General features: G+C 43.2%; 19 protein-coding genes and 2 pseudogenes. 9 read left to right on the top strand and 12 right to left on the bottom strand.

Going from position 1 to position 17,055, the window contains the following annotated elements; all coding sequences use genetic code 11:
- The 3 genes and pseudogenes from QTN94_RS17910 to ulaR form a co-directional block, all read right to left on the bottom strand.
- A pseudogene (locus QTN94_RS17910) lies at positions 1-76 on the bottom strand (type VI secretion system tube protein Hcp); the annotation flags it as partial.
- Between the two features lie 337 nt (positions 77-413).
- Positions 414-1,481: an L-ascorbate 6-phosphate lactonase gene (gene ulaG, locus QTN94_RS17905; RefSeq protein ID WP_331418572.1), complete on the bottom strand. Its 1,068-nt coding sequence runs from the start codon at positions 1,479-1,481 to the stop codon at positions 414-416.
- Between the two features lie 112 nt (positions 1,482-1,593).
- The gene (gene ulaR, locus QTN94_RS17900) at positions 1,594-2,349 is read right to left on the bottom strand and encodes an HTH-type transcriptional regulator UlaR (protein WP_331418573.1); all 756 of its coding nucleotides are present in this window, start codon (positions 2,347-2,349) and stop codon (positions 1,594-1,596) included.
- Between the two features lie 364 nt (positions 2,350-2,713).
- Between ulaR and QTN94_RS17895 the strand changes: the two genes are divergently transcribed.
- The 8 genes and pseudogenes from QTN94_RS17895 to QTN94_RS20680 form a co-directional block, all read left to right on the top strand.
- Positions 2,714-4,474 carry a PTS ascorbate-specific subunit IIBC gene (locus QTN94_RS17895; RefSeq protein ID WP_138971586.1) on the top strand — a complete coding sequence of 587 codons (1,761 nt, stop codon included), beginning with the start codon at positions 2,714-2,716 and terminating at the stop codon, positions 4,472-4,474.
- Positions 4,475-4,552: 78 nt separating this feature from the next.
- Positions 4,553-5,029: a PTS sugar transporter subunit IIA gene (locus QTN94_RS17890; protein ID WP_138971585.1), complete on the top strand. Its 477-nt coding sequence runs from the start codon at positions 4,553-4,555 to the stop codon at positions 5,027-5,029.
- Between the two features lie 9 nt (positions 5,030-5,038).
- Positions 5,039-5,731, top strand: a complete 693-nt coding sequence (locus QTN94_RS17885) for an L-ribulose-5-phosphate 4-epimerase (protein WP_331418575.1) — start codon at positions 5,039-5,041, stop codon at positions 5,729-5,731.
- Positions 5,732-5,755: 24 nt separating this feature from the next.
- A complete protein-coding gene (locus QTN94_RS17880) occupies positions 5,756-6,577 on the top strand; it encodes a Cof-type HAD-IIB family hydrolase (protein WP_331428420.1) in 822 nt (273 codons plus the stop codon).
- A gap of 4 nt (positions 6,578-6,581) precedes the next feature.
- Positions 6,582-7,229, top strand: a complete 648-nt coding sequence (locus tag QTN94_RS17875) for a 3-keto-L-gulonate-6-phosphate decarboxylase UlaD (protein ID WP_331428419.1) — start codon at positions 6,582-6,584, stop codon at positions 7,227-7,229.
- A 9-nt stretch (positions 7,230-7,238) separates the two neighbouring features.
- The gene (locus QTN94_RS17870; RefSeq protein WP_331418579.1) at positions 7,239-8,120 is read left to right on the top strand and encodes an L-ribulose-5-phosphate 3-epimerase; all 882 of its coding nucleotides are present in this window, start codon (positions 7,239-7,241) and stop codon (positions 8,118-8,120) included.
- Between the two features lie 199 nt (positions 8,121-8,319).
- Positions 8,320-8,742, top strand: a complete 423-nt coding sequence (locus QTN94_RS17865) for a hypothetical protein (protein WP_138971580.1) — start codon at positions 8,320-8,322, stop codon at positions 8,740-8,742.
- Positions 8,743-8,826: 84 nt separating this feature from the next.
- A pseudogene (locus tag QTN94_RS20680) lies at positions 8,827-8,916 on the top strand (sugar O-acetyltransferase); the annotation flags it as partial.
- A 58-nt stretch (positions 8,917-8,974) separates the two neighbouring features.
- Here the strand turns inward: QTN94_RS20680 and QTN94_RS17860 are convergent.
- Entirely contained in the window at positions 8,975-9,874 is a 900-nt protein-coding gene (locus QTN94_RS17860) for a DMT family transporter (RefSeq protein WP_331428421.1), read from the bottom strand.
- A 119-nt stretch (positions 9,875-9,993) separates the two neighbouring features.
- Between QTN94_RS17860 and QTN94_RS17855 the strand changes: the two genes are divergently transcribed.
- On the top strand, positions 9,994-10,476 hold the full coding sequence (locus QTN94_RS17855; RefSeq protein ID WP_269375329.1) for a MarR family winged helix-turn-helix transcriptional regulator: 483 nt from the start codon (positions 9,994-9,996) through the stop codon (positions 10,474-10,476).
- Positions 10,477-10,546: 70 nt separating this feature from the next.
- Here QTN94_RS17855 and QTN94_RS17850 read toward each other — a convergent pair whose 3' ends face one another.
- The 8 genes from QTN94_RS17850 to QTN94_RS17815 all read right to left on the bottom strand — a co-directional run.
- Positions 10,547-10,747, bottom strand: coding sequence for a hypothetical protein (locus QTN94_RS17850; RefSeq protein WP_331428418.1), 201 nt, complete (start codon positions 10,745-10,747; stop codon positions 10,547-10,549).
- A gap of 233 nt (positions 10,748-10,980) precedes the next feature.
- A complete protein-coding gene (locus tag QTN94_RS17845) occupies positions 10,981-12,063 on the bottom strand; it encodes a cupin-like domain-containing protein (RefSeq protein WP_331428417.1) in 1,083 nt (360 codons plus the stop codon).
- Positions 12,064-12,073: 10 nt separating this feature from the next.
- Positions 12,074-13,357 carry an HlyD family type I secretion periplasmic adaptor subunit gene (locus tag QTN94_RS17840; RefSeq protein ID WP_331428416.1) on the bottom strand — a complete coding sequence of 428 codons (1,284 nt, stop codon included), beginning with the start codon at positions 13,355-13,357 and terminating at the stop codon, positions 12,074-12,076.
- A 5-nt stretch (positions 13,358-13,362) separates the two neighbouring features.
- Positions 13,363-15,126, bottom strand: coding sequence for a peptidase domain-containing ABC transporter (locus QTN94_RS17835; protein ID WP_331428415.1), 1,764 nt, complete (start codon positions 15,124-15,126; stop codon positions 13,363-13,365).
- 321 nt (positions 15,127-15,447) lie between these two features.
- Complete coding sequence (locus QTN94_RS17830; RefSeq protein ID WP_331428414.1) at positions 15,448-15,693, bottom strand: hypothetical protein; 246 nt, start codon at positions 15,691-15,693, stop codon at positions 15,448-15,450.
- Positions 15,694-15,795: 102 nt separating this feature from the next.
- Entirely contained in the window at positions 15,796-16,230 is a 435-nt protein-coding gene (locus QTN94_RS17825) for a toxin-activating lysine-acyltransferase (RefSeq protein WP_331428413.1), read from the bottom strand.
- Positions 16,231-16,248: 18 nt separating this feature from the next.
- The gene (locus QTN94_RS17820) at positions 16,249-16,698 is read right to left on the bottom strand and encodes a hypothetical protein (RefSeq protein ID WP_331428412.1); all 450 of its coding nucleotides are present in this window, start codon (positions 16,696-16,698) and stop codon (positions 16,249-16,251) included.
- Positions 16,673-17,055, bottom strand: a 383-nt coding sequence (locus tag QTN94_RS17815) for a hypothetical protein (RefSeq protein WP_331428411.1), incomplete at its 5' end; no start/stop codon positions are given. The genes QTN94_RS17820 and QTN94_RS17815, both read right to left, overlap by 26 nt.

The raw sequence follows: 17,055 nt of genomic DNA, 5'->3' as shown, positions 1-17,055 counted from the left end.
AGTCAGCCGTACAGGCGCCCGCCGTGATCAGACCCTGAGTTTCACCGTCGATAGAAATATAACATGGAGTTGGCATAGTAAAATCCTTAGAGGTTGTGTGTAATAACACTCACTCTTAGTCAAAAAGCATGCCAAAATTAAAATGTATATATTTCAACAATTTAAGCATTTGTTAATATACGAGCTGGGCAACTTTTTGCTCGAATCGAGCAAGATCTTGCTCAGATCGAGCAAAAAGTTGCCCGGAAGCAAGAATAGTACCAATAAGATTAATTTGCCAACGATGGTTACTTACTAAAGCTACAACGCTACGGCAATATCGCGCTATAGCTTGTAATTAAGGCGAGGTAAGAGGGCAATTTTGAGCAGATAAGCCGAGTATAGTGTTACTCGGCTTGGCGTAGTGCTGATAATTACAAGAATGCTTTGAATGGCAGTTCAGGTTCATTTTTGAAGATGTCTTTAAAGCCGCGGAAATGCTGGTAGTGCATACGACCTTTATCCGTTGGGTAGGTGTATTTGCCACCGACTTGCCAAAAGAATGGAGCAAATTGATATTGCAGGCGATCTTTCTTCATGTTCCACAATACTTCAATTTCACGTGGATCATTTTGGAAGTTAGCCCAGATATCATGGTGGAATGGCATCACAACCTCACAATCGAGAGACTCTGCAGCTCTAAGAATATCGGATGATGTCATCTTATCCGTTACACCACGAGGGTTCTCCCCGTATGAAAGGAGAGCGACATCGATTTGGTATTCGTTACCATGCGCCGCATAGTAATTCGAGTAGTGTGAATCCCCTGAGTGGTAGACGGAGCCTCCGGTTGTTTCAATTAAATAGTTCACCGCTCTTTTGTCCATTCCATCTAAAATGTTTTTGTCGTAAGAGGATGTGCCTTCGGGAAGAGTGACCAGTGCCGTACGATCAAAAGAGTCCAACACTCGGATTTTGAGATCACCGATTTGAAGCAGATCGCCGACTTTTGCCACGACGCAGCGCTGCTCGGGCACACCCCAACTGATCCATAAGTCGACACAAGCTTGTGGGCCAATAAACTTCACATGCTCAGGGCAATTTTGCAACACCGCAGCGGCGACGTTGATATCGATATGATCAGCATGGTCGTGGGAGGCGAGTACCGCATCGATTTCTTTGATAGCAAAGGGATCAAGCGGGAAGATAGCTGTGCGCAAATTAGGTTGGAGTGCTTCAACCCCGCCCATGCGCATCATTTGATGCTGGTTTTTCATTAACGCATTCTTTTGCGTTTTTTTACCTGTACCACACCAGAAATCGATGGAGATATTGGTGTTACCTGCGCTTTTGAGCCAGATGCCTGTACAGCCAAGCCACCACATAGAAAACGTATCGGGTTCGACTACTGTGTTTTCAATCTCTTCGTTTAACCATGTTCCCCATTCTGGGAAGGTATTTAAGATCCAAGATTCACGGGTTATTTCATTCACTTTGCTCATAACAGTACCTTTGAGTTGACGATATTGGATTAATTTAGGGTGCAGGAAGCCAAGCGTCTTAACAGGCAGTTGAGACGCTGAACTAAGTGTTTGTTATTTATCTACTTATTTTCTAAACCAGAATGACTTGCGTACCACGGGCTTCTATCGCTTTGACGACATCTGGATTGGCATCTTTGCCAGTGATGACAATGTCAATTTTACTTGCTGGGCAGAAAAGCATTCCGGTTCTTTGCCCCACTTTAGAGCTATCAACGACTACGACCAGTTTGTCGATTTGTTCGAGCATTTGTTGCTCGGCCACGGCGGTTAGCATGTCTGCTTTATAGAGCCCTGCATCGGTCAGTCCTTTGCCTGAGGTGAACATCCAATTACCCGCGTAGCTACCCAATGAATCTGGAGCTGGGTTAAGGAAGATGTTTTGTGCCTTGTTGTATTGTCCCCCAATAATGATCACGTCCTCATGATCTTCATTGATCAGGTAGCTCGCCAATGGAAAGTAATTTGTGACGATTTGGACATCTTTGCCACATAACTTTTGGCCGAGTAAAAATGCGGTCGAACCACAGTTGATCACGACACTATCTCCAGAGTCACACAACTCAGCTGCACGCAGTGCAATCAGGGACTTCTCTTCGTAGTGGTCAGTGCTGTTGATGTTAAGTGGTGACCATTTTTTCTTTTGATTTTCTATTCGTTCTGCACCGTTGCGAATTTTACGCAGCTTACCTAGCTCATCCAGTTTTGAAATGTCGCGACGGGCGGTCGCAGGAGAAACATTAAAACTATTAATGATATGTGAAACATTGATGGTGTGGTTTTCTTCTAATAACGACAATATGCCGTTGTGTCTTTGTACTTCATTCATTGTTATCACCTGTTCAAGTTTGTGATTACTTGGTGATTGCTTGTGATTTTTTTTGATTCTAATAATCACCGCTTTGAATGTCAAATGGGTGTGAAACAAAAACATGCTATAAATCACAGTATTACATAACCTATTGATTTATAAGTTTTTTGCTGAATTCTGTGTGACAAGCTACCCAAAAATAGCCACAAGTGAGAGGCAAAATTGACAAAAATCAAAATAATCACAAATGAGCATTGAATGATTACTTTTGATTGTTAAAGTTTAATCCGTGAGCAAAAGAGGGCGTATTTCACTACCTACAAATGGAAGCGCCCTGTCCTACAAACCAAATAAAAATACAAAGACTATTAGGGGTAAAGATATGGAGTTCTTATACGACATCTTCTATATTTTTTACAGCCAAGTGATGACCAAGGCTCCGCTATTGCTGGGCTTAGTGACATTGATTGGCTATTGGCTGCTTAGACGTGATGCCACAACTATCATCAAAGGATCAATCAAAACCGTTGTCGGCTTTATGCTTGTTCAAGTCGGTGCGGGCACTCTGGTTGCTGGCTTTAAACCCGTGATTTCAAAACTATCTGAATATCATGGTTTAACTGGCTCGGTTATTGACCCATACACCTCAATGATGGCGACCATGGAAACCATGGGCGACAACTACTCTTGGGTGGGGTATGCGGTTATTCTTGCGCTGGGTATCAACATTCTTCTTGTCCTTCTCCGTCGCTATACGGGTATACGCACAATCATGCTGACTGGCCACATTATGTTTCAGCAAGCGGGTTTGATTGCCGTGTTCTACTTTATTCTTGGCGCGAGCATGTGGGAAACCATCATTTACTCAGCGGTATTGATGGCACTCTACTGGGCGATATCTTCCAACATCATGTTTAAACCGACAGAAGAAGTCACTGGTGGTGCGGGTTTTTCAATTGGTCACCAACAGCAGTTTGCTTCTTGGATTGCGACAAAAATTGCGCCAAAACTGGGCGACAAAAAAGACAGTGTTGACCATCTTGAGTTGCCTAAATGGCTCCACATTTTCCATGACAGTATTGCGGCAACGGCCATAGTCATGACGGTATTCTTTGGCATTATCTTACTTTCATTTGGTTTGGATAATCTTCAACAGATGGCGGGTTCAACCCACTGGTCTATTTATATTCTCGAAACTGGTCTTAAGTTTGCGGTCGCGATTCAAGTGATTGTTGCTGGTGTTCGTATGTTTGTTGCCGAACTTTCGGAGGCATTTAAAGGGATCTCTGAGCGCGTTATTCCTAATGCCGTATTAGCAATCGATTGTGCGGCGATTTACGCTTTTTCTCCTAACGCAATGGTATTTGGTTTTATGTGGGGGGCTTTAGGCCAATTTGCTGCAGTTCTGGCAATGTTGGCATTTGATGCACCCATTATGATCATTCCTGGATTTATTCCGATGTTTTTCTCCAATGCCACAATTGGTGTGTTTGCCAATCACTTTGGTGGCTGGCGAGCGGTGATGAAGATCTGTTTTGTGATGGGCATCATTGAGGTGTTAGGTAGTGCATGGGCTATTCACCTATTTAGCCAACAAGGTACTGAATTTAGTGGTTGGATGGGTATGGCTGACTGGGCTTTGGTATTCCCGCCAATTATGCAAGGTCTCTCAGCATCTGGAATGTTCTTCTTTGTTCTATTGGCTCTGTCTGGCGTGTACATGTTCTTTGCTGCTAAGCAATTGCGTGCGGAAGAAGATGCTCAAGGCGTGGTGACGGTATGTGAAGAGCCTGAAGTTATCGAAGCCGTCGAGCAAGCACTCAAAGCGAGTGATGGTGTGCGTCCGGTGAGCATTCTTGCGGTATGTGGAAATGGTCAGGGTTCGTCGATGATGATGAAAATGAAAATAGGCAAGTACTTGGAGAAAAAAGGTATCCCTCATGTGATGGACTCGTGTGCGGTATCTGACTACAAGTCAAAGTTGGCATCGACAGACATCATTGTTTCTTCAAAGCATCTATCGGCAGAAATGGAACCTGGAGAGGGCAAGTTTGTACTCGGAGTACAAAACATGCTCAATCCAAACTCTTTTGGTGACGAGCTACTCGACATCATCAATAAGAACTTTGTCCAAGCCAAGTAGCCTGTCAATCAATAGGCAAGTATCTAATAACAATAATTAAGTGCCAGTTATCGCTGGCACTCCATTGGAGATAGAACCATGGGTTTTAAGCAATCACTAATCGACAATAACTCAATCAAACTGCATGCCAGTGCAGCCAATTGGCGTGAGGCTATCGCTATCGGTACGGACATGTTGATTGCCTCAGGCGCAATTTTGCCAAGTTATCATCAAGCCATCATCGACAGTGTTGAGAAACTTGGTCCATACATTTGTATAGCGCCAAACTTAGCACTGCCTCATGCCCGTCCTGAAGATGGGGTGATTAGAACCGCATTTGCCCTCGTTACTCTTGAACAGCCTGTGTTGTTTGATGGTGAGGAAGAACCCGTTGATGTACTGATTACCTTAGCAGGTAGTTGTTCTAATCAGCATATGGAAGGGTTAATGGAAGTGACTAGTGTACTTGATGATGAAGAGTCCGAAACCGGGGTAGACCTAAACAAGTTACGTCGTTGCCGTACTAAGACCGATGTGTTTAACGTCATTGATCAAGCACTTGCGGAGTTGGTCTAAGGAGAAAGTATGTATAGCGCACTCAAGCAACGTGTTTTGCAAGCTAACCTTAAGCTGCCTAAATATGGTCTAGTCACTTTCACTTGGGGCAATGTATCTGAAATCGATCGCCAACTCGGCGTTATCGCTATCAAGCCCTCGGGGGTTGAATATGACGCAATGACAGCTGATGACATGGTTGTGGTTGATCTGCAAGGCAAGGTGGTCGAGGGAAGGTTAAAACCATCGAGTGATACCGCAACACATATCGAGATCTATAAAGCATTTCAAGAAGTTGGTGGCGTAGTACACACTCACTCACGTAGTGCGACTATCTGGGCGCAAGCAGGGATTGATATCCCCGCTTTAGGCACCACTCATGCGGATTACTTCTACGGTGATATCCCTTGCACTCGTAAGTTATCTCATGACGAAATTGCCGGAGCTTATGAGCAAAATACTGGGCTCGTTATCATTGAAGAGTTTGAAAAGCGCGGTATCAAACCTATGGCGGTTCCAAGCGTGATAGTGGCAGGACATGCTCCATTTTCATGGGGTAAGAACTCGGATGATGCCGTGCACAATGCCGTTGTTCTGGAAGAAATTTCAGCGATGGCTTTGGCGACTCGCTCATTAAACAGCGGAATCAAGATACAGCCTGAGTTATCTGATAAGCATTACTTACGTAAACATGGCGATAACGCTTATTACGGCCAGAGTTAACCCTTTTTGTTGCGAGGAGACTCGATGTACAAAGTATTAGCATTAGATTTGGATGGCACAGTGTTGACTGATGAACACACTATCCATCCACAAGTAAGGCAAGCAATTCAAGAAGCTAAGCACAAGTGCAAAGTGGTGGTGGTCACTGGACGCCATCATACCGCAGCTAGACCCTATTATTACGAACTTGGACTAGACACACCGATCATCTGTTGTAATGGCACTTATGTCTACGACTATGCCAACGATCAGGTGTTAAAGCAAAATGCGATAGCGAAAGATGATGCGCTGGTCTTTATCGAACTAGCACGAGAGTTTCAGGTCAAGATGGTGATGTATATCTCCGATGCGATGACTTACTCAAACTACAACCCGATTACTTATATGCAAGCCTTAGAAGGCTGGGCAAGTACGGTACCAAATTCCCTTAGACCGAAGATCTACCGAGTGGATTCATTCAGCGAAACGGCGAAACAAAGTCCGTACATTTGGAAATTTGTCGTCGAAGGATGTCCGAGTTCTGTAGAGCGTTTACTAGAGCATCCATGGGTCAAAAGACAGTTTAATGGGGAACGTTCTTGGTCAAATCGAATCGACTTTTCCGCCAAAGGTAACAGTAAGGGTCATCGCCTGGCTGAGTATGTTTCCGAGCTTGGCTATCACGCCAATCATGTGATTGCAGTGGGAGATAATCACAATGACATCTCAATGCTGCAATACGCCAATTTAGGGGTTGCAATGCTCAATGCTGACGATCAGGTTAAATCACACTCAAAGCTCGTGTGTTCTACAGATAATAACCATGATGGGCTAGCCCGTCTAATACGTGAAAAAATTAAGGGATAAAACAATGGCAAAACCAATGATTCAAATTGCTCTAGACCAAACTAACCTGTCCGCTGCGATTGAAGTGGCGAGCAATGTTGAAAGTTTTGTAGATGTCATCGAGATCGGTACCATTTTAGCGTTTGCCGAAGGGATGAATGCGGTTTCTACCTTACGCAAAAATCACCCTAAACATATTCTTGTATGTGACATGAAAACCACAGACGGTGGTGCCATTCTGTCTAAAATGGCTTTTGAAGCGGGTGCAGATTGGATCACGGTTTCGGCTGCCGCGCACATTGCCACGATTGCAGCATGCAAAAAAGTTGCGGATGAACATGGTGGTGAAATTCAGATTGAAATTTATGGCAACTGGACGATGACCGATGCGCAGGCTTGGATCGATCTTGGTATCTCACAAGCCATTTATCACCGTTCACGAGATGCTGAATTGGCGGGGGTTGGTTGGAGTGAAGAGGATCTGGATAAGATGCGCGCGCTGTCTGAACTGGGGCTTCAATTGTCGATTACAGGCGGTATTGTGCCTGAAGATATTTACCTGTTTGAAGGCATTCAAGCGAAAACTTTTATCGCTGGCCGTGCCTTAGCGGGAGAAACGGGCAAGCAAACGGCGGAATCTTTACGCACTCAAATTGACCGTTTCTGGAATTAGGGGGAAGCTATGTATCAAAACTTGCAACGTCATCGCGTTGGTTTGTATGAAAAGGCGCTGCCTAATCGATTTAGTTGGGAAGAGAAACTCAAAACCACCAAGCAACTTGGCTTTGATTTTCTTGAGATATCTGTTGATGAGTCTGATGAACGTCGTTGCCGTTTGGATTGGGATGACGAGACCATATATGCATTGCGTCACCAGTGTGAGCAGTACGCTATGCCTTTGCAGTCGATGTGTTTAAGTGCGCACCGCAAATTTCCTTTTGGTTCTGCCGATCCTGAAATTCGCAAACAAGCGTTACTGCATATGGAAAAAGCGATTGCATTGGCATACAAACTGGGGATTCGTACCATTCAACTTGCTGGGTACGATGTTTACTATGAGCCTTCAAATCAAGTATCTCACCAACGATTTATCGAAGGGATGCAGCAGTCTGCTAAGTTAGCCGAACGAGCGGGTGTGATGCTTGCGGTTGAGATAATGGATACCGACTATCTTAACTCCTTGAGTAAATTTGAGCTGCTACGTCGAGAAGTTGACTCTCCGTACTTCACCGCTTACCCCGATGTAGGTAACATCTCTGGGTGGAACTATGACGTCGTGACAGAGTTAAAGTTGAGCAAGCCACATATTACGCAGATTCATCTGAAAGATACCTACCGAGTGACGCCTGATTCTCAAGGTCAGTTTCGGGATCTTGTCATAGGGGAGGGTGAGGTCGATTTCAACTCGATCTTTACTACGCTTAAGCAGACGGATTGTGTTGTACCATTGGTCATTGAAATGTGGGCGCAAGATGATAATTGGAAACAGAACATAATTACTGCTCAACACAGATTAAATCAAGCTTGTGACCATGCCAACCTGCCGAAACTATTTGCGGCTTAGTTCTGCGTTAAATATTTTATTTTCCTAGAGCCTCCTGCTCCGGAGCTTGTTTAAGCGCCGTTGATCCCAACTGGGATAGTGCAGCATAAATCCCCCCGTATTATGCTGCACACTTTCAGTCGAACGTATAAGATTTGACTTACAGCTTAGCTTGACGCAAAGTTGCGCTGACTTTTCCACCGATAATCTGCATACGCACATGAAACTGCTTCACTTACAACTGTTCTGGTACGAAAAACATCACACGTTGTTGGAGATGGAAGATTTACCGACCTTGACTGCTAGCCAAGAGCAAGAGCTCATTGAGTGGGTGAAAAAACATCGTAAAATATTGAGCTACGAAGTCCATCAACAGACTTGGGTCAAAGTGAATATTGATGGTTTTGCGTCACAAATCCGCCTTAACCCTAATGGCACACTATTGGAAAAAGATCTCTTCAGCGATAAATCTCTTCAAGGGCTTTGGAAGGTGGTCGATGGATTTTTATTTATTAAGGTGATTAGTGGTGAATTTGTCGTAGAGTACCAAATCGTTGGTAGCAGCACTGATAACATCCATAGTGGTATCGAGTACATCAACGGTCAAGTGAGCACTTATAGCAAGTTTTTCGTCACCAAATGATGCATTCTCAGGCGTAAAATTGTTGTTGATGCGCGATATTTCACGCAGACGCAGAGATGTCAGAATACGATAGCGGTGACAGTAATGAGAACTGAAAAAGAGAAAATGTTAGCGGGAGAGCCTTATCAGGCATGGGATGAGCAGCGTCGGGTACTTAAAACTATTGAGCAGTCATAGAGCCAATTGGATTGATGCTACGAGAGAACTCATGGCATCAATCCGGCTTTTTAGGCTATTGGGTTTGGCACTCAGCAGGGGTTGGGCGATTTTGCCGGATAGCAAGTATGGCTTGAGGCAGTAATGACATCACAATCATGCCAACCATTAAGCTGTACTGGAATGGTGTGAAAGACTCTCCAAGCACTACTAGCCCTGACACAATACCTGCTATTGGGTTAGCTATTCCCCCAAACGTAAAATCGACGACAGACATGCGTTGCAACAACCAAACATACATGCCATAGCCAAGAGCGGTATTCAAACCAACCACCCAAAGTAGACCTGACAAGTTAGTCATTGAGAAATTGTGCGCCAGCGCCGCGTACTTAGTCGGCTCCATCGTAGCTTGAACGCCTGCGGCAACCGATAAAATCACACCACCAAGAATCAGTTGCCATGTTAGCACTGTCCACCAGTGCATCCGGCTACCCAGTGATTTAGTTAGCGAACTACCAACAACAATACACATGATGGCTACCAGCATAGCGCCTAGGCCAATAGGGTTAAGCGTGATTGAACTTGGATCAAACAACATCCACGCCAAAACGATTAAGGTCGCCCCACTTATCGCTTGAATGATACCAGGGCGACGTTTGTTGATCAGCCAGTTATAAACCATGGCAAACACTGGAACAGAAATCATCCCGACGCCGGAGATCGCCGATGGCAGAGTCAGAGCCATCACGAAGATCAAACCAAAGAAGGTCGCGATGTTGATTAATCCAAGACTAAATAGGATTTGCCAGTCGCCTTTTTTCGGCAGACTAGGTCTGAATGCCAACAACAGAAGTCCGGCTGGTAGTGCGCGAATCGCGCCCAGTAATAGGGGAGGCCAGTCCGCAAGTGTATATTGCGTGACCGCATAGGTGGTTCCCCAAAAGAATGCCGGAATCATGGCAAGTAGTATATTTATAATAACTATCTTTACGTTAAGATACTTTTGTGAGAAATGTACGCTTAAAATCGCTGTTTGTAAAGTATCTCTATGTTAAGATATTCGACACAGCATTTTGTTACTGGAGACAAACATTCATGGATGCTATTGATAGAGTAGTAGAGCATTGGGCTAAGGAAAAGCCGGATCTAGAGACAGAGCCGATGGCGATTATGGGTCGATTGATGCGAATCGCCAAATATATGGAGACTGAAGTTGCTCAGCTACATAAGCGCTATGACCTAAAATTGGGAGAGTTTGATGTACTGGCGACACTGCGTCGCAGCGGAAAGCCGTTCCGTCTTACTCCCTCAGAGCTGATTGATTCGATGATGTTAACATCTGGCGCGATGACTAACCGCTTAGATAAACTGGAATCAAAAGGGCTGATTAGCCGAGAGCACAGCAAAGAAGATCGCCGCAGCGTCACTGTAGAACTGACCCAAGATGGTTTTGTTCTGATTGATAAAATCATCGAAGAGCATGCGGCAGTTCAGGCCAAGCTGGTTAAAGGTATGAATGCTAATCAGAAGAAGCAGCTCAATACGATTCTAAAGAGTTGGTTGACTCAGTATGAGTAGTTATTGAGATGGGAATTCTCAAACTAGAACGCCAGCGACGAATCGCTGGCGTTGTTTTTTAAGAAATTATTTATTCAGTAAGGATTCCAATACTAATGCCTGTATCTGGAAGAAAATTCGGTATTAAGGCATTAACATAATCTAACGTCACTTCGTTAAAGGTTTCTTCATAGTTGAGTGCATCATAGTAGTTAATACCCACCGCAGCGTTACTGCCATACGCAGTACTCAGATCATCAGAGAGCGTTGAAGCAAATGAATCTCTAAGCATAGTTTTGAACTGCTGTAGCTCTTGAACGCTAATCCCTTTTTCTTTCATCAGCTAAAATTTATATGTAACCTCTTTAATTGCTTGCGATAATGAGAAATGCAACTCGCTCTTTGATTGAAGCCGCACCTATGCGCGGAGAAGTAAAATGACAGCCCATCCTGCGAGTAAGAGTGTTTTCCAAACCTTCATATCAGTTCCTTGTAACGAGAAAGTTTTAATTGAATGGATAAGATTCAGTAACGCCAGAAGTAGCTTACCGAAAAAGTAGGGCTGTCTAACGCATATACACTATGAAACCACCCTTTAGGTTGAACCAACATTTCTCCTGGATGTAGTATCACCTCAACGACCTTGGCATTTTTAAATTGAGGGAATACATCTAAGTTGGGGTCTTCTGGTTTTACCCAGCAGGGTTGATAATTGCTGTTGTACGCCTTCATTGGATACAAGTAGGGGGCTTGGTCTGCTGAGTACACCAATAGCTTTTTACGCCCAATAATTTGATATAAAAAACCACACATGGGATCACGGTGTAAACTACTGGCCGGTATGTGTGTGGGAACACAACCTAGCCATATCTGAGGATCGGAAAAGTCTTCAGCTGTAAAATAAAGGGGCATGAACCAGGGTTTCATTGCTTCTGGTAACGACGCTCCTTCTGTATACGGTTTGGTAAACCCCTCCACAAACTTCTTATCGTAGCTTACTTCAAACTCGCGCATACGTTGTGTAAATTGACGCATGGTTTCTTTGTCTTCAGCCGATCGAACGCGAACTGTTTCATCCCCAAAGTGTTCATCTAGCGTGTCTAATGTCCAGTAAGTGTGATCCCTAGGCAATACCATGTCTGTTACAATAAATGGTCTATTCTTGGCTAATTCTTCAAGTAGTTCAGTTTCGGTAGGGTTGGATAAACGAGCAAAATTTGAAATGGATTCCGCGTTCATTTCAGCGTGCTGCTCTTCCGCTTCTTTAAAACGAGATTGAATCCATTCATTTGGTTGGAGCATCGCTTTCGCCATATGATTGGCGATACGCTCATCTCCTTCGAATTGAATTTGCCCAATAATCTCAGGGTCTCGGTAGTCAATGGTCGTAATATCGCGCTCGATCCGTTGAGCTAAGTTCAGAGGCAACCGAACCGTGCATTTCGGGTTGGATATAACCCCTTCTTCAATCTGTTCACCTTCAGAATCACACTGGATATAAAAACCTGTTGTTTGTTTATTTTGTTGTTCAAACAAAAACTGGCAACTCATAGGTAACCCTTCTGGGTTTTCAAAGCCTTGCCTTAACACATTCATCAATGGAATCATAACTATATCCTTATCTTTCAATTAGTGCTTGATCGAGGTTTTCTTTAATCGGTGCGATGAAATAATCTATCAAAGGACGATCGCCGGTAATGATGTCCGCTTTCACTGACATGCCATATTGAACGCGCATTTCTTTGCCTTTGATATCGAAGTGTGTTTCTTCTAGCGTTAGATAAGCTGGGTAAAAGAGCTGTTCATTTTCCATCACAGCATCTTGTGAGATGTAGCTGACTTCAGCAGGTAAACTGCCATATCGAGTGTAGGAAAACGCATCCACTTTCACGCGAGCGTTTTGCCCGACATGGATAAACCCAATGTCTTTACTGGGGATCATGATTTCTGCAATCGGCGGTGCATCGGCGGGGATGACTTTGAGTAGTACTTCCCCTTCTTCAATATAGTTGCCTTCATCAATTGCCGATAACTCTTGCACTACACCGTTGATAGGGGATTTAATTTGGCTATTTTGGCGAACCTCTTCCAGCTTTGCTAACCTTTGCTCTAGATCGACTTTGCTCAACTTAAGCACCCTTAACTCTTCCATCAGTGCCAACTGGAAACTGTCTTGTACTTTTTTCTTGTCTTTTTCTAGGTTGGCTATCTTGGTATTCAAGGCATAAGACTGTGCACGACTTAGGGAAATATCGGAATGAAGCTGAGCCAATTTTACTTCTTGGTCGAGGAATGTCATTTCACTGGCGTAACCGCTAATTTTAAGCTGTGAGTTAGCTTGCAATCGCTTTTGTTCCAATGGTAGCTGTTTTATCAATCGCTTTCTTTGCTGGTCGATCACCGTATTTTCTGACTCCAGTTCACGCATTTGCTCGTCTAGATCCTCTAAATCATTGTTGAGCTTTAGGTATCTGGCATAGGCAATTTCTTGATAGAGGTTTGAAAACTCCTCTGGCTTTTCAATTGCCGTCAATTTCCTGTATGGCACAAGTGCATTAATTCTTGCTTGTACATCCCTGAGCTCCGACGATACAGACGTCATATCCGCCGTAATTTGCTTGGTCTTTAACGTCACCAGTATTTGCCCTTGCCGAACTTGCTGCCCTTCTTCGATACGTACCTCTTCGACTAAGCCCATCGATGTACTCCGCACAGTGTTCGCTTTCCCTACCGGAATAATGCGCCCTGTCGTTGGTGAAATGATCTCAATTTCCGAGTAAACCGAAATAACAATGGCGATTATGATGGAAACGATCATCACCACTATTAAACTGGTGGCGAATGGAGCTTTATGTTTAGCTCGATTCCTTAACACTTCTGGGTGAAAAAAAATTTCCGTCATGTTATTCACCCCGCATTGTCAGGCGCTGGTAATGCACTATTCGAAGGCACTTCACCTATCTGATATTGGTACAGCTTACGGTAGTGACTCGGTGCGTTGATTAACGATTTATGGTTACCTTGTTCGAGCACCTCGCCATTCTTCATGTAGATGATGGCATCCGAAATTCGCGCTAGCGACAAACGGTGAGTAATAATAATGATTGTTTTGTCTGTTTTTAGCTGCGCCAAATTGGCCACAATATTGGCTTCGGTTTCGTAATCTAAAGCACTGGTGGCTTCATCCAGAATCATAATCGGCTTATCTGATGCGAAGGCGCGGGCAAGAGCTATTCGCTGAATCTGCCCACCAGAGAAGTTCCCTCCTTGCTCAGCCACTGGGGTATCATAGCCTTGGGGTAAGCTCACAATAAAATCGTGAATATCGGCTAGTTTTCCGGCTCTTTCCACCCATGTGTGATCATCGATTAAGGAGTCGAACAAAATGTTTTCGCGGATGGTGCCTGCAAGCAAAATACTCTTTTGTTGCACGACAGCGACTAGCTCTCGGAGCGAAGGCAAAGCAATTTCTTTCAGTTCTTTGCCATCAAACAAGATGTCGCCTCGGTAATGGTCGTAGTCCCCCGCTAATAGCTTCGCCAAGGTACTTTTGCCTGCTCCAGATTCGCCCAAAATACATAGGGTTTCTCCACGGTGTATCTCTACACTGAGTTGATTAACCGCCAGTTCATTTTGACTGTATTGAAATGAAACATTACGAAATTGAACACCTTGTGTAAGCGAAGTGATTCGATGCAGGTGCTCTCCACTGTTTTCAGATTCTGCCTCCATTATCACGTTTACGCGTTCTAACGATATTTTAAAGGCAAGGATTTCCTCCCAAATCGAGGCCAAACGCAGTAATGGCCCTGTTACCCTGTCTTTCATCATATTAAAGGCAACCAATGCGCCTAGCGTCATGGACTGATCCAGCACATACTTTGCCCCCATAAATAAAATTATCGCCTCAGAAATTTTATTTACAAGCTCCGACATTTGACTTGAATAAATATTTACCTTGGCCAATTCGTAGCCATTTCTCAGTTTTATATCAAATGCATGGTAAATTCGACATAATATTGCATCGCTTTTTCGGTTTGCTTTAAGGTGATCATATGCAGTGATACTTTCTATGATCCTATTTTGGTAATCGATACTTGCAGAAAACATCTGTTCGTTCGATCTCTTTATTATTTTATTGAAAATAAAATACTGTAATAGGTGGAGCGGAACAGTCATCAACAATATTAAGCTAAGTGAAGCATTTAGGTTAAAAATTACCACAAAGAAAATGAACATAAAAATCAAATCTAAGCTAAATTTAGATATCCAGTTGAAGATGTGATTTTTGATTTGATCTAACTCACTCAACCGAGATAACACTTCTCCGACATTGGTGTTGTTAACTTCAGTCTTCTTGAGCTTGAATAGCTTACCAAAAAAATAGTGGCTTACTTCTGATATATGAGTGTTATTCATCCAAAAACTTAAATTCGAGCTTAGTATCGATAAAGAACAATCAATTAATGCGGCTATGATTAATACAGTAAGAATAATGGTAAGAGTAGATTTTCCTTCTGAAACTAAAACCCTATCAATGATCGACATAAAAGATAATGGGACAGATAGTGAAATTATGTAAACAAACATTGAACTAATAAAGATTAAAAATAGAGGGCCATTTAATTTATAAAAAACAATTTCCAACATAACTTTATCTATTTTTTTCATAATGAATCACCATAAAGACCACAGAAAGCATGAAAAATACAATGCTATAATCAGAAATTATTTTAGATAAAATCAGGGGTTAATTGTCCTCTAAATTATTTATTTTTTTTATAATTGGGTCTATATACTTTAATTTAACGTACGATACTGACAATAGTGCTATTATAAGACCGCTGCCATTGAGTTCATTTATGTCAAACAAAATGACCATAATAAGCAATATGTAAAATATTGCCCAATTAAAGTTATCAATTTTTCTCTTATCCATAGTTAAAACTCCAAGTTATAGGTGCTCCTATAAGTGAGAGCACCTTATATTTATCAATCCTTATTTGTACATGTATTTATTGCAGCACCCCATTGATAAGCAGCATTTGCCACAGTTAAGGGATTTGGTGCTGCAACGGCTGCTGCGGTTGAAATTACTGCTGTAGCAGAATCAGTGTAACAATCATAATTGGCATTCGAATATATACTGCCGCCACCGCCACCGCCACCGCCACCTCCTCCAAAGGCGATACCGTTAGCACTTTCTACGCAGTTACAAATCTTATATACTTTAGACATAATTTGATTTCCTTATTAATTGAATTATGTAAGTGGATAGGCGATACAACGTCAGGCCGTTACACTTAACGATGTATCGTGTATCCACCTCTGTCCACCTCATCATTGGCAGGTGTATTCCTTACCCGTCCAGCGATGTACTTTTTTAGTTTTGCCTTCTTTATCTCGGCTGATGCTAAATGCCTGCTCTTTAGGGAACACCGTCGACGTCAGATCCGATAAAATTTCTTTTACGCCTCCCCATGGGGCAACAAAGTCGTTAAAGAACAAGTGATCTCCACTGTTCCATTCTTGGTAGTAGAGGGCACGGCTGTCTTTAATCAGCGCTTGTTTGGTGCTTTCATTCACTTTTGCCCAAGTAACAAAACCAACAGGGTCTTGCTTGTCATTTTCGTAAATACGCAGTTGGCCTCGCCGATTGGCAGGACAAATTTCAACATCCATATAGCCTGCTAAATTGAATTCTTTATGCGTACTGGAATGTGCAAGTAGGTGAAAGCAATACCCTAGATTGCGATAGAAATTATTGGTGCTCATTATTGTTTCTCCAAAGGCTTAACTCAGTTTTCGGATATTGGCGTACCCCTTGTCAGCCAGAGCCCAGCAAGTAGTACGTTCGAATCCAAAGGTTGTTTGCCACGCTTTGATTACATCCAAATGCTGACCAAAAGGTGAGAGCATATATAAAATTGTCGGCTCTCCGTCGTCAGTGGATGCTTCTAACAAAGCCAATCGTTCAGCTTCCGATGCATAACCACGCGTTTGAATCTCTTTAATTCGGGATTTAGGTACTTTTGCCCATATAACAAAACCCGTTGGCTTTTTTTCTTTGTCTAAAGAGATAAAATTGCGCCCTTTATTTGCTGCATTGACGAGCAAACTATATGCTTGGTCGATGCTCTGCTCCTGTCGAGTGCAAAGAGCGGCTAACATACCGAACACGCCAAGTGCGACAGGAAAATCAATGTTAGCTTTATCTTCAATTGGTGGTAATTGGTTCATCATCGTTCTTGAGTCCTGCTGCTTGAATGAGAGTGGTTGCCGTTAGTTTTGCTCCCATACACATGTAGTCAATAATTTGTTTTTGCGAAACTCGGTTGTTCAATAACGCTAAAGCAAGGCGCTCTCCTGTTTCTCTCGCTAGCGGGTAGTAACTTCCGTATTCCACTTTGTTTTCTTTTTCCAAGTCACCTGCATTTTTTATATACCAATCGGCGTTGTTGCCTAAATCAGTTGAACCTTTTTCGAGTCTTGCGATCTGACCCTTTATGATGGTTAGAGCGGTGGTGGTATGGGTAAGGCAAAAAAGAAGATAACTAACTGGGCGGAGTACAATAAGGCTCTGTGTAAACGGGGCTCGGT

Origin of the sequence: Vibrio sp. M250220, from assembly GCF_036533795.1 — a bacterium.
Taxonomy (GTDB): Bacteria; Pseudomonadota; Gammaproteobacteria; order Enterobacterales; family Vibrionaceae; genus Vibrio.
Note: the sequence above shows the minus strand (reverse complement) of the source record. Positions and strands in the feature narration are given on the sequence as shown.